General features: G+C 71.1%; 11 protein-coding genes. 1 reads left to right on the top strand and 10 read right to left on the bottom strand.

Features of this window, described 5'->3' with window-relative positions; all coding sequences use genetic code 11:
- Window positions 1-97: 97 nt before the first annotated feature.
- Entirely contained in the window at window positions 98-913 is an 816-nt protein-coding gene (locus tag ACFYW3_RS02970; RefSeq protein ID WP_389385343.1) for a tyrosine-protein phosphatase, read from the top strand.
- A gap of 52 nt (window positions 914-965) precedes the next feature.
- Here the strand turns inward: ACFYW3_RS02970 and ACFYW3_RS02965 are convergent, their stop codons facing one another.
- The 10 genes from ACFYW3_RS02965 to ACFYW3_RS02920 all read right to left on the bottom strand — a co-directional run bounded on the left by ACFYW3_RS02965 (window position 966) and on the right by ACFYW3_RS02920 (window position 13,016).
- Window positions 966-2,381, bottom strand: coding sequence for an aspartate aminotransferase family protein (locus ACFYW3_RS02965; RefSeq protein ID WP_389385342.1), 1,416 nt, complete (start codon window positions 2,379-2,381; stop codon window positions 966-968).
- A complete protein-coding gene (hpnH, locus tag ACFYW3_RS02960; RefSeq protein ID WP_351383307.1) occupies window positions 2,378-3,409 on the bottom strand; it encodes an adenosyl-hopene transferase HpnH in 1,032 nt (343 codons plus the stop codon). Before hpnH ends, ACFYW3_RS02965 begins: the two co-directional genes overlap by 4 nt.
- Before the next feature lie 5 nt (window positions 3,410-3,414).
- Window positions 3,415-4,080 carry a 1-hydroxy-2-methyl-2-butenyl 4-diphosphate reductase gene (locus tag ACFYW3_RS02955; protein WP_389385341.1) on the bottom strand — a complete coding sequence of 222 codons (666 nt, stop codon included), beginning with the start codon at window positions 4,078-4,080 and terminating at the stop codon, window positions 3,415-3,417.
- Window positions 4,077-5,984: a squalene--hopene cyclase gene (gene shc / locus ACFYW3_RS02950; RefSeq protein WP_389385340.1), complete on the bottom strand. Its 1,908-nt coding sequence runs from the start codon at window positions 5,982-5,984 to the stop codon at window positions 4,077-4,079. Before shc ends, ACFYW3_RS02955 begins: the two co-directional genes overlap by 4 nt.
- Before the next feature lie 409 nt (window positions 5,985-6,393).
- Window positions 6,394-7,488, bottom strand: a complete 1,095-nt coding sequence (locus ACFYW3_RS02945; RefSeq protein ID WP_389385339.1) for a polyprenyl synthetase family protein — start codon at window positions 7,486-7,488, stop codon at window positions 6,394-6,396.
- Between the two features lie 65 nt (window positions 7,489-7,553).
- Window positions 7,554-8,927, bottom strand: coding sequence for a hydroxysqualene dehydroxylase HpnE (gene hpnE / locus ACFYW3_RS02940; protein WP_389385338.1), 1,374 nt, complete (start codon window positions 8,925-8,927; stop codon window positions 7,554-7,556).
- A gap of 127 nt (window positions 8,928-9,054) precedes the next feature.
- A complete protein-coding gene (gene hpnD, locus ACFYW3_RS02935) occupies window positions 9,055-10,014 on the bottom strand; it encodes a presqualene diphosphate synthase HpnD (RefSeq protein ID WP_389385337.1) in 960 nt (319 codons plus the stop codon).
- Window positions 10,011-10,940 carry a squalene synthase HpnC gene (gene hpnC / locus ACFYW3_RS02930; RefSeq protein WP_351751460.1) on the bottom strand — a complete coding sequence of 310 codons (930 nt, stop codon included), beginning with the start codon at window positions 10,938-10,940 and terminating at the stop codon, window positions 10,011-10,013. The genes hpnD and hpnC overlap by 4 nt, the downstream gene beginning before the upstream one ends.
- Window positions 10,941-11,311: 371 nt before the next feature.
- Window positions 11,312-12,094: an ABC transporter ATP-binding protein gene (locus ACFYW3_RS02925; protein WP_351751340.1), complete on the bottom strand. Its 783-nt coding sequence runs from the start codon at window positions 12,092-12,094 to the stop codon at window positions 11,312-11,314.
- Window positions 12,087-13,016, bottom strand: a complete 930-nt coding sequence (locus tag ACFYW3_RS02920; protein ID WP_351751342.1) for an ABC transporter permease — start codon at window positions 13,014-13,016, stop codon at window positions 12,087-12,089. The genes ACFYW3_RS02925 and ACFYW3_RS02920 overlap by 8 nt, the downstream gene beginning before the upstream one ends.
- Window positions 13,017-13,030: the final 14 nt, after the last annotated feature.

The raw sequence follows: 13,030 nt of genomic DNA, 5'->3' as shown, positions 1-13,030 counted from the left end.
CTGGCTCACGGAGCGTGGCGCGATCTCGCCGCCGCTCATGGCAAGTTGTTTCCAAGTAGTGTAATTCGGACACTCACGACGACGCGGAGGAACCCCCTTGACCCGGCAGATACCCCGAACCCCGTCCGTGACGCCCGAACTGTCCGGAGTGCGCAACTTCCGTGACGTGGGCGGGCTGACGACCATCGACGGACGGAGGGTCAGGTCAGGACGACTCTTCCGAAGCGGACATCTCGCACATGCCACCGAAACCGATGCACAGTTCCTCGTATCGCTCGGGCTGCACACCGTCTTCGACTTCCGCAACGACGCCGATCACGCCCTGGAAGGGCAGGACGTGGCGCTGCCCGGCGTCCTCAACGTGAACATCCCCCTCTCCGATCCCGCCGACGGTCGGGAGTTCTGGACGATGGTCCGCGACGGCGAGCTCGACCGACTGCGTGACGTACTGGGCGACGGAAAGGCCGCCGCCCGGATGGAGAACTCCTACCGCGGCATCATCCGGAACCGGACCGTCGAACACGGTCGGGTCGTGCGCGCCCTCGCCGAGGAGAGCCTCCCCGCCCTGATGCACTGCGCGGCGGGCAAGGACCGGGCCGGCCTGTCGATCGCCGTCACCCTGCTCGCGCTCGGGGTGGAGCGCGAGGTGATCGTGGCGGACTACCTGGAGTCGAACGCCCCGCACAACCGCTACCGGGTCCGCCGGGGCAGTGACGCGCCCGAGGCCCGCTCGCCCGAGGTCATGGCCCTGCTCGCCCCGCTCTTCGACGCCCGCGCCGAGTACCTGGGCGCCGCGTTCGAGGTCGTCGACGAGACCTGGGGCGGGGTGGACGGCTATCTGACGGAGGGTCTCGGGCTGACGCCCGAGACCCTCGACCGGCTGCGGGACCGGCTCCTGGAAGAGCCGGTCTGATCCCGTCGGTCCGATCCCGTCGACGGCGGGCACCGCCGGTGGAAGCGGGCCGTCAGCGGTTGCCGACGGCCTGCTTCACGAGCGTCCTGCCGAACTCCCACATCAGCCCGCCCCCGCCGTGCGCCTCGTCCATGACCTCGCGGAAGGCGCCGACGAACCGGTCGACGTCCCGCTCGTCCACGATCAGCGGCGGAATGAGCTTGATGACCTCCAGGTGATCCCCGGAGACCTGGGTGAGGATCCGGTGCTTCTGGAGCAGCGGCACCACGACCATCTGCGCGAAGAGCCCCTTGCGGGCCGCCTGGAGCATCGTCCAACGGCTGCGCAGCCCCAGCGAGGACGGTCGGCCGAACTCGATGCCGATCATCAGGCCGCGACCGCGCACCTCGTGCAGCAGCTCGTACTCGTCCACCAGGGCGGCGAGCCGTCCGCGCAGCAGGTCGCCCGTCGATCGCGCGCGGGCCACCAGTGCCTCGTCGTCCATGACGGAGAGCACCGCCAGTCCGGCCGCCATCGCCTGTGCGTTGGATCCGAAGCTGGCGGAGTGCACCAGGACCCGGTCCATCGAGGAGTAGACCTTCTTGAAGATCCAGTCCTTGCCGAGGGTGGCGCCGACGGGCACGTACCCCCCGGAGAGGGCCTTGGCCACGCACACCAGATCCGGCTCCACGCCGGGTTCGTGCTGATAGGCGTAGAAGTCACCGGTACGTCCGAGGCCGGTCTGCACCTCGTCCGCGATCAGCAGCGCCTTGTGCCGGTGCAGGAGTTCCTGTGCGGCGAGCAGGAACCCGGGCGGGGCGGCCAGCACGCCCTTGCCCTGGATCGGTTCGACGACGAGGGCGGCCACGTCGCCCCGCCGCAGTTCGCGCTCCAAGGCGGCCAGTTCTCCCAGCGCGATCCTCGTGTCGGGCAGCAGCGGGGCGAAACCGTCCCGGAAGCCGGCCTCCCCGTTGACCGAGAGCGAGCCGGTGGTGAGCCCGTGGAAGGCGTGGTCGCAGTAGAGGACCCTGGGGCGCCCGGTGGCGTACCGGGCGAACTTCAGGGCGGTCTCCACTGCCTCGGTGCCGCTGTTGCCGAAGAAGACCCGGTCCAGGTGCGGACTGTACGACAGCAGCTTCTCCGCGAGCAGTCCGGGCAGCGGCTGGCAGTCGAAGCGGGTGAGGTCGGCGAGCTGCGCGTCCAGCACGTCGTGCAGGGCGCGCCGGACCACGGGGTGGTGGCGGCCCAGCCCCATCACCCCGAACCCGGCCAGCATGTCCAGGTAGTCGTTGCCCTCGGCGTCGAAGAAGTGGGCTCCCTCGGCCCGCTCGTAGACCTTGTCGAAGCCGATGGTGCGCAGCATCCGGGGCAACTGGTGGTTGAGGTGGCGGCTGTGCAGCTCGTACCGCTCTCCACCGCGTTCGGCCAGCAGGGCGCCGAGGTCGAAGCCCTTGCCCCGGTCGCCCTCCCCCGCGTGGCCGGCGCTCATGCCGACGTGCCCCGGTTGCCGCCGATGGTCTCCCGGGCCGCGCGCAGGGATTCCTTGAGGGAGCCCATGGTGGCGAGGACGGCGGTGGGTTCGTAGCCGCAGTGCGCCATGCAGTTCGCGCAGCGCGGGTCCTTGCCCCGGCCGTACTTGCTCCAGTCGGTGTCCTCGATCAGCTCCCGGTACGTGGGGACGTATCCGTCGCTCATCAGATAGCAGGGGCGCTGCCAACCGAAGAGGGAGTAATTCGGAATGGCCCACGCGGTGCAGGGGAAATCGGCCTTGCCTTCCAGGAAGTCCAGGAAGAGCGGTGAGTGGTTGAGCCGCCAGCGGCGCCGGTTTCCGCCCGCGAAGGCCTTCTTGAAGAGTTCGCGGGTCTGTTCCACTCCGAGGAAGTGTTCCTGGTCGGGCGCCTTTTCGTACGCGTAGGCGGGCGAGATCATCATCTCGTCCACCTCCAGGTCGTCATTGAGGTAGTTCAGCACCTCGATGATGGTCTGCGGGGTGTCGGTGTTGAAGAAGGTGGAGTTCGTGGTCACCCGGAATCCGCGCTTCTTCGCCTCCTTGATGGCCGCCACGGCCTCGTCGAAGACGCCTTCCTTGGCCACCGACTCGTCGTGCCGCTCGCGCAGGCCGTCGATGTGCACGGCGAACGCGAAGTAGGGGGACGGGGTGAACTTCTCGATCTTCTTGCGGAGGAGCATCGCGTTGGTGCAGAGGAAGACGTACTTCCTCTTGGCCACCAACTGGCGGACGATCTCGTCGATCTGCGGGTGCATCAAGGGCTCGCCACCGGCGATGGAGACCATGGGCGCCCCGGACTCCAGGACGGCGCCGACCGCCTGGGCGACCGGCATGCGCTGCTTGAGGACGCCGGCCGGGTGCTGGATCTTCCCGCACCCCTCGCAGGCCAGGTTGCAGGCGTAGAGCGGCTCCAGTTCGACGATCAAAGGGAACTTCTCGACCTTGCGGAGCTTCTGTTCGAGAAGATAGGTCCCGACCCTGATGGACTGTCGCAACGGCATGGCCATCTGGCTCACCTCCTGGGGAGCGGCAAAGAACGGTGCCAGTCATGAAACGCGGGCAGTACGGCACGCAACACGCGGAAAGCCGATATTCCTCCGCGTACCGTGCCGATACGGACGAGCTCGTGCTCCGGAGCGTCCACGATCACCCGGACGGCCGCAACCGGGCGGTTCGCACCGGGTTCGGCGGTGGGGCCGCGGGCGGCGGTCCACAGGGTGGCCGCCGATTCCATGTCGACCGCGACGGCGCCGGTGGCGCGCAGGTGTGCGCGCTCCTGGCCGCGGACCACGTGGTCGGATCCGGTCAACGCACCGAGGTGCACGGTCCGGCCGGGTACGGCCCGGGCCAGTGCCTCGGCGAGCAGGGCGGTGCCGTCGCAGGCGACGGTGCCGCGGGGGTCCCGGGTCTCCTCGGCGACGACGAGGTCGCCCGGGTTCATGCCGGGCACCAGCCCGGCGCAGAAACCGGTGGCGAGCACGGCGGTCCGTTCCATCCCCGGGCCGGCGAGCGCCCGGCCGACGGCCGCGTCGGCGGCGCGCGGGCCCATGCCGGTCCGCAGGACGGTGTACGAGGCGGGCGAGCCGCGTTCGCCGCCGCGCAGGGCCAGGCGTTCGATGCGCAGGGCGCAGGCGACCAGCAGCGCGGGGTCGGCCCCGGGCGGCCGGGCCGCGGTCATCGGGCCTCCCGCGCGCGAGCCCCGGTCGGGCCGCCCGACCGGGCGTGGGGGCCGAAGGGTTCGCCGTACAGGTGGCGTCCGAGTGCGGTGAGCGGGAAGACCTGCCGGTACAGGTGGTAGTTGATGGAGAAGTCCCAGGGGAAGCCGGTGCCGGTGAAGTAGGGCTCGTCCCAGGAGCCGTCCTCCTCCTGGGTCCGGACCAGGTACGCGATGCCCCGCTCGACGGCCGCGCCGTCGCGCTCGCCGGCCGACAGCAGCGCCATGAGCGCCCAGGCGGTCTGCGAGGGGGTGGACGCGCCCTTCCCGGCCCATGACGGGTCGTGGTAGGACCGCTGGTCCTCGCCCCAGCCGCCGTCCTCGTTCTGTACGGTCTCCAGCCAGCCCACCGCCCGCCTGATCGCGGGGTGCGAGAGGGGCATCCCGGCGGCCGTCAGGGCGGGGACCACCGATCCGGTGCCGTACACGTAGTTGGTGCCCCAGCGGCCGAACCAGCCGCCCTCCGGCTCCTGTTCGGCCAGCAACCAGGCGATGCCGCGACGGGTCCGCTGCTCGGCGGACTTCCCCTCGACGGCGAGCATCTCCACGACGTGGGCCGTGACGTCGGCCGACGGGGGGTCGATCACCTCGCCGAAGTCGCAGAAGGGCAACTTGTTCGGGTACGGGCTGGTGTTGTCGGCGTCGAAGGCGCCCCAGGCACCGTTGCGGGACTGCATGCCGAGCGTCCAGGCCACCCCCCGGGCGATGGCGGCCTCGACGCGCGCGGGCTCGGGGTGGCGGACCCGGCGCAGGGCCAGGACCACCTCGGCCGTGTCGTCGATGTCGGGGTAGTTGTCGTTGTGGAACTCGAACGCCCAGCCACCGGGGGCGAGTCCGGGGCGCCGCACGGCCCAGTCACCGGTCCGGGTGATCTCCTCGCCGAGCATCCAGTCGGCCGCCTTGACGAGGGCCGGATGGTCGGGTGCGACGCCCGCGTCGGCCAGCGCGATGGCGGCGAGGCAGGTGTCCCAGACGGGTGACTGGCAGGCCTCGATCATCCGGGCGCCGTCCTCGCGCCACACGGCGAACCGGTCGAGGGACTCCAGCCCGGCCCGCATCACCGGGTGCCGGAGGTCGTGACCGAGCAGGTGCAGGGCGATCACGGAGTACACGGCGGGCGGCTGGATGCCGCCCCAGCAGCCGTCGCTCTCCTGACGGTCGAGGATCCACCGGCCGGCGGCGGCCATCGCCGCCTCGCGCAACCGGCGCGGTGCGAAACGCCGGTAGACGTGCAGGGCCTTGTCCATCCGCTGGAACAGCCCGTCCCAACTCGCCAACGGGGCGAGTTTCACCGCGGGGAAGGGCGCCCGCGCGTCGGCGTGCAGTTCGTCCAGCGCGAACGGCGCCGGACGGACCGGCCGCAGTGCGGAGACCACGGTGAGCGGCACGATGGTCTGCCGGGCCCAGCAGCCGAAGTCGTAGATGTTCAGCGGCATCCAGGACGGGAGGAAGACCAGCTCGGGCGGGAGTTCGGGGAGGTGGTCCCAGCTCCACCAGCCGAAGAGCGCGAGCCAGATCCGGGTGAAGACCCGGGCGGCCGCGATTCCGCCGTGGCCCCGGATCCAGGCGGCTGCGCGGGCCATGTGCGGGGCGTCCGGGTCGTCCCCCGCGAGGCGCAGGGCCACGTACGCCTCGATGGTGGCGGAGAGGTCGGACGGGCCCCCGTGGAAGGTGGCCCAGGTGCCGTCGCTCTCCTGTTCGCCGCGGATGAAAAGGGCCGCGGCCTGGGTGGTGGCCTCGTCCCGGATGCCGAGGAACTGCCGCAGCAGCAGGTCCTCCGCGTCCATGGTGACGTTGGTCTCCAGGTCGCCCTTCCACCAACCGGCCGGGTCCTGGCGGCCCAGCAGGTGGTGGACGGCCCGCGCCACGGCCTCCCGGACGTCCTCGGCCCCAACGGGCTGCGGAGACCCGGCCGTTGGTGCTGGTGCGGTCGGTGTCGCGGGTCCGGTCGTTGGCGCGGGTCCGGTCGTTGGCGCGGGTCCGGTCGGTGTCGGGCCGGGGTGTGTCCCGGGGCCCGGCCGGTCCCGGACCCCGGCCGCGGCAGGGCCAGGCGGCCCCGTGGTGGCGGCCGCCGTGTGCGTCGCGGTGCCGTGGTCCGGTTCGGTGCCGCGGGAACCCGCACCACCGTCGGTCGTCGCTGTCATGGCTTCCCCTTACGTTGCAGTGTCCTCTGCTGTGCCGGGGTCTGCCGTCGGCCGGTGCGCGCCCGGACGGGATGCCCGTCAGGTGGCGGCGCCGGCCGGCGACTCGCGATTCATATCCACGTACGGGTGGCGATCACCTCTTGCGCACGACGACGAAGTCGGCGAGGGCGACGAGCTGTTCGCGCACCCGCTGCGGCATGTCGACGTCATCGAGGGCGCGGATGGCGATCGTGTGCTGGCGGCGCGCTTCCTCGGCGGTCCACTCACGGCCCCCGGCGGCGTCGATCAGGGCGGCGCGGGCCGCGAACTCCGCCTCCGAGAAGTTCTCGAAGTCGTTGCTCTTGGCGTCGGCTGCGAGCAGTTCGCCGAGTTCCTCGGCCGCCGGACCACCGGCCGCGAGGGCGGCGACGACCGGCAGGGACTTCTTGCGCTGACGCAGGTCGCTCCACGTCTGCTTGCCGGTGGTCTCCGGGTCGCCCCAGATGCCGAGCAGGTCGTCGACGGCCTGGAAGGCGAGGCCGAGGTGGTAGCCGTACTCCTCCAGCTTGTCGGCGGTGCGGTCGTCCGCGCCTCCGAGCACCGCGCCGATCGAGACCGCGCAGGCGAGCAGGGCGCCGGTCTTGTTGCCCTCCATCTCCAGGCACTCCTCGACGCTGACGCGCTCGCGGTGCTCGTACGAGATGTCCTGGGCCTGGCCGTCGATGAGCTTGCGGCTGGCGGTGGTCAACCGGCGGGTGGCGCGTCCGGCCTCGACGGTGCCCAATTCCAGCAGGACCTCGTTGGCGAGGGCGAAGAGGGCGTCGCCGACCAGGATCGCGAGAGCCGGGCCGTGCACCTTCCACACGGTGTCGCGGTGGCGGCGCTGCTCGTCGCCGTCCATCAGGTCGTCGTGCAGCAGCGAGAAGTTGTGGACGAGTTCGACGGCCACGGCGCCCGGGATGCCGACCTCGGGCGCGGCGCCCGCGGCCTCCGCGGAGAGCAGGGCGAGGGCGGGGCGGATCGCCTTGCCCCCGTCGCCGTCCGCCGGGTTGCCGTGGGCGTCGATCCAGCCGAAGTGGTAGGCGGCGACGGTGTCCATGGGCGATGCGAGCCGTTCCACGGCGGCGCGGAGCACGGGCGTGGACAGTGCGCGGCCACGCTCCAGCAGGGCGACGGTGTCCGCCTTCTCCCCACCGGCCGTGCCCACACTGGCATCCGCGTTCTCGACAGCCGGATTCCCCGGGTTCACTGGCTCTCCTCTGGTTCCTGTACGTGTACGTGCTGCGCGCGCCGCGGCGGTGGTGTCGATGCTCGTCATACCGCCTCCCGCAGCGGGTGTTCGCGCCGACGGTCGAGACCGGCGAGCGCGGCGTGTGCCGCGGCCTGTCCGCTTCGGACGGCGCTCTCCATGGTCGCGGGCCAACCGGTGGCGGTCCACGCACCGGCGAGAAAGAGTCCCGGCGTGTCGGTTCGGGCACCGGGCCGCAGCCGGCCGACTCCGGGGGTGGGGGCGAAGGTGGCGGTCCGCTCCCGGGTGACGAAGAAGTCCCGTACCTTCGCGCCGCGTGCGGCGGGCAGCAGTCGCTCCAACTCGGGCAGGTACTTGGCCCGCAGGACCGAGACGGGTTCGTCGATGTCGTCCTGGGCCACCGACTGGGACAGGGCCAGGTACTGGCCGCCGTCGGTGAGCCCGGAGGCGTCGGTGCGGTCGAAGACCCATTGGACCGGGGTGCCGAGCGCGGCGAAGAAGGGCTGCCTGAGGACCTTGCGGTCGTAAACGACGTGGACGTTGAGGATCGGGGCCGTGGCGATGTCGAGGAGCTTGTCCGGATCGGCGAGGGCCCCGGGCGGCAACAACGCGTGCGCCTCGCGCTGGGGAACGGCCAGGACCACGGTGTCCGCGTCGAGCGATTCGCTCTCGGTGTCGACCCGCCAACTTCCGGACTCCAGCCGCGACAGGCAGGTGACGCGGGTCCGCAACTCGGTGCGCACGCCGGCCGCGTCGAGCGCCTTGCGGGCGAGGCCGTCGTGGAGGTCGCCGAGCGGGACGCGGGCCCAGCCGATGTCGGCGGCGCCGTTCTCGGACAGCAGGCCGGTCTTGAAGACCTTGGCGGCCAGCCCCAACGAGGACTGGTCGGCGGTGGCGTTGAGGGTGGCGATGCCGACGAGGTCCCACAGCGCCTCGATGGTGCGCGGGGATTGGCCGTGGCGGCCCAGCCAGGTCGCGAAGTCCACGCCGTCGAGCGCCGGGTCGGCGGGGTCGAGGCGGCGCAGCGCGAGGGCGGCGCGTCCGACGCTCGCCCGTTCGGCGAGGGTGAGGTGCGGGTAGCGGGCCAGGGAGGAGGCCAGGTGCAGCGGCACGGGCAGGGCGCTGCGGCGCAGTCGGCCCAGGCGCGGCCCCCGGGGGTGCGCGACGTCCAGCACGGGTACGTCGAGCCGGTCCTGGAGGGGTGCGAGGGCGGCGCCGTCGACACGGTCGAGGAACCACCGGTAGGCAGTGCAGCAACGCAGGTACACGTGCTGGCCGTTGTCCACGGTCAGCTCGCCGCGCTTGAAGGAGAAGGCCAGTCCGCCGAGTCGGGGGCGGCTCTCCAGCAGGGTCACCCGCATGCCGGCGTCGCCGAGTTCCAGGGCGGTGGTGACGCCGGCCAGGCCGCCGCCGACGACCACCGCGTGGTTGGCGGTCATGCGTCCTCCTCGTCGACCTTCGGGTCCCCATTGGTCCGGTCCATTACCTCGACAGACGCCCCCGCGGACACCGGGGTTGCCCCGCGCCGGGCCCGGGCGCGGCCGTCACGGTCGAGGGGGCCCGCCGTCAAGGCCGCCTCCTGGTGCTCTGCCGGGAGATGGTCCGGGCGTCGAGGCCGGAGAGGCCGCGTACGGCGACGTACGCCTTCTCGTGCGTGGGCAGCGAGACGCGTCCGCGCAGCACGGCGTCGGGCTCGCGCTCGATGCGGTCGAGGAGCCGGCGGTAGATGCCGGCCATGGCGGCGACGCAGGCACCGCTGCGCCGGTCGAGCATGGGCAGCAGCCGGTAGCCCTCGACGAACAGGGCGCGGGCGCGCCGGACTTCGTGGTGGACGAGGCCGGCGAAGTCGGCGCCGGCCGACATCCGCTCGCCGCGGAAGCCCTCGGTGCAGCCGAACTTGGCGAGGTCCTCGGCCGGGAGGTAGGTGCGTCCGTTGCCGGCGTCCTCGCGAACGTCCCTGAGGATGTTGGTGAGTTGCAGGGCGAGGCCGAGGGTGTCGGCGTACTCGCCGGCCCGGTCGGCTTCGCGCGCGCCGGGGGCGGTTCCGAACACGCCGAGCGAGAGGCGTCCGATGGCGCCCGCGACGCAGCGGCAGTAGACCTTGAGGTCGTCCCAGGTCTCGTAGCTCTCGCCGCGTACGTCCATCAGGACGCCGTCGATGAGTTCGTCGAGTCCGCCCAGGGGGATCGGGAAGCGGCGCGCGGCGTGGGCGAGGGCCACGGCGACGGGGTCGGTGTCGTCCTCGTCGATCTCCTCGGCGCGGATCCGGCCCAGGAGGGCGCGGGTCTCCTCCAACCGGACCAGCTTGGCGTCGGGCGCCAGCGTGCCGTCGCCGATGTCGTCGACGCGGCGGGAGAACGCGTACAACGCTGACATCGCCTGCCGCTTGTCGTTGGGCAGCAGCCTGATGCCGTACGCGAAGTTGCGGGCCTGCGAGCCGGTGACGGCCTCGCAGTAGCCGTAGGCGGCCTGGACCGGTGCGGACGGTGTGGACGCGTGTGTGGGGCCCTCCACGTTGGGGCTCACCCCTTTCTCGGCGCTGTGCGCAGGACGGCGGCCACCTCGCGGAGCAGGCCGCTCCCGGTGGGCTTGGGCGGGCCGGGAAGTACGTCGAAACCGGCGTCGGTGACGGCTCGCAGGGCGGCGCGCCCACCCCCCACGAACCCCGCGAGCAGCAGTCGGAGCCTGCCGTGGACGCTACCCACGAGGGGGGTGCCTTCATTCAGGAGGTCCCGGGCGCGCACGGTTTCGAATGCGATGAGGGAGCGTACGGACGCTCCCGCGGTCGGGGCCTTGAGGTCGACCTCGGACACGTGGAAGCGGCGCATGTCCTCGGCGGGGAGGTAGATCCGGTCGCGGCCGAGGTCCTCGGCGACGTCCTGGAGGTGCTCGGCGATCTGGAGTGCGGTGCAGACGGCGTCGGAGCGTCGGATCCGCTCGGGGGTCGCCGTCCCGGTGAGGGCGAGCACGAGGCGGCCGACGGGGTTCGCGGACAGTTCGCAGTAGGCGAGCAGGTCCCCGTACGTCTCGTAGCGGGCGACCCGCTGGTCCTGACGGTTGGCCTCGATCAGGCCGAGGAAGGGCTCGGGGGTCAGGTCGTGCGCGCGGACCACGGGCCGCAGGGCCCGCAACAGGGGGTGCCGGGGGGAGCCGTCGCCGCCCCCGAAGACGCGCTTCAGGTCGGCCTCGAAGGCGTCAAGCATGGCGAGCCGGTCGTCCGAGGCCTCGGGGTCGAGGCCGAGCAGGACGGCGTCGTGGCCACCGGGGGCGAGGTCGCCGTCGCCGATGTCGTCGACGAGTCGGGCGTAGCCGTACACCGCCGTCAACCCGTCGCGCCAGGCGCGGGGCAGGAAGGCGGGGGCGACGGGGAAGTTCTCCGTACGGGCCTTGTCGAGGGTGAGGCTCGTGTGGGCGTCGGACGTCGCGGGGACCGGGTGCCGCCGACCGCGGATACCGTGCCCGGGGCTCACCGCCCGCCGCCCGGGGCGGGGACGGCCACAGTGTTTGGGGGCCGGAGAATTCCCGTAGCCATTGCCGTCACATCTCCCGTTCTACACTGCCGACCCAAGGCATCCTATTTCGGACACGCCGCCGGACTTTACCCGGGGTACCCCCGGCCATTCGACTGTGGGGAAACGTCCCCTCTTGATGTGATGGAGAACTGCCCCAGCTTACGCTGTACAACGTCGCGAAGGCCTATCGGGTATTCGCTTCGCGAGCGAATGTCGGAGGGCGGCGATAATCGCCGTCACACCAAGGCCCCCGCCGCACGGAGCGGCAGGGGCCTGCGGTATTACAGGGCAATCACAGGCACCTCGTGCCGTCAGTGACTGGTGGCCTTCTCATATGCCGAGACGACTTCCTCGGTGGGCCCGTCCATCAGCAGCTCACCCTTCTCCAACCACAGCACGCGGTCGCAGGTGTCGCGGATGGACTTGTTGTTGTGACTGACCAGGAACACCGTTCCGGCCGTCTCGCGCAGCTCGCGAATACGGGCTTCCGAGCGGACCTGGAACTTGCGGTCACCGGTCGCCAGCGCCTCGTCGATCATCAGGACGTCGTGGTCCTTGGCCGCGGCGATGGAGAAACGCAGGCGCGCCGCCATGCCCGAGGAGTACGTGCGCATCGGCAGGGAGATGAAGTCGCCCTTCTCGTTGATCCCCGAGAAGTCGACGATGTCGTCGTAGCGCTCCCTGATCTGCTCGCGCGTCATGCCCATCGCCAGACCACCGAGGACGACGTTGCGTTCGCCGGTCAGGTCGTTCATGAGTGCGGCGTTGACGCCCAGCAGCGAGGGCTGGCCGTCCGTGTAGACCTTGCCCGACTCGCAGGGCAGCAGCCCCGCGATGGCTCGCAGCAGGGTGGACTTGCCGGAGCCGTTGGAACCGATGACCCCGATGGCCTCGCCCCGGTACGCCGTGAAGGAGACGCCGCGCACGGCGTGGACCCGGCGCACGCCCGGGGAGTCGCCCTTGCCCCGACGGAGGATCTTGCTCAGCGCCGCGGTGGCGCTGCCCTTGCCGGAGCTGCCGGTGTTGACCCGGTAGACGATGTGGACCTCGTCGGCGATGACGGTGGGGACGTGCCCCTTCTTGATCTCAGCCACGGCCGTAACGCTCCTCAGCCTTCCAGAAGTACACGAAGCCGCCGATGCCGGTGAGGACGGCCCAGCCGACCGCGAAGCCCCAGACGTGCGGCGGCAGGTTTTCCGGGCCGTAGCCGTCGATCAGCGCGAAGCGGACGAGGTCCATGTAGATGGCCGCGGGGTTCCACTGGAGGACGTCGGCGATCCAGGCCGGCTTGTCCTTCAGCATCTCGTTGATCGAGAACATGACGCCCGAGGCGTACATCCACGTGCGCGTGAGGAACGGCATCAGTTGCGCGAGGTCGGGGGTCTTGGACCCCATCCGCGCGAAGACCAGCGCCAGCCCGGTGTTGAAGACGAACTGCAGCGCCAGCGCCGGGATGACCAGCAGCCACGACAACTGCGGGTAGTTGCCGAAGGCCACCGCGACGATGACCACCACGATCATCGAGTACATGAGCTGCTGGAGCTGCTGCATCGAGAAGGAGATGGGGAGCGAGGCGCGCGGGAAGTGCAGGGCGCGGACCAGACCGAGGTTGCCGGGGATCGCGCGGACGCCCGCCATCACCGAGTTCTGGGTGAAGGTGAAGACGAAGATGCCCATCACCAGGAAGGGGATGTAGACGCCCTTCTCCATGCCCCGGCCCGCGTTCAGGATCAGGCCGAAGATCAGGTAGTAGACCAGGGCGTTCAGCAGCGGGGTCGCCACCTGCCAGATCTGCCCGAGCTTCGCCTGGCTGTACTGCGCCACCAGCTTGGCCCGGGAGAAGGCCAAGATGAAGTGACGCCGGCCCCAGAGCTGCCGCACGTACTCGCCCAGGCCGGGCCGGGCACCGCTGACGGACAGGCCGTACTTCCTGGCGAGCTCCGCGGGGGCGAGCCCCGCGTCTTCGGACGGCGGCTTGCTCGTGGCGAGGGCGCCGTCGTGGGTTGTGTCACTCACAAGTTGAAACTTTC

It is taken from the genome of Streptomyces sp. NPDC002602 (assembly GCF_042889445.1).
GTDB lineage: Bacteria > Actinomycetota > Actinomycetes > Streptomycetales > Streptomycetaceae > Streptomyces.
Note: the sequence above shows the minus strand (reverse complement) of the source record. Positions and strands in the feature narration are given on the sequence as shown.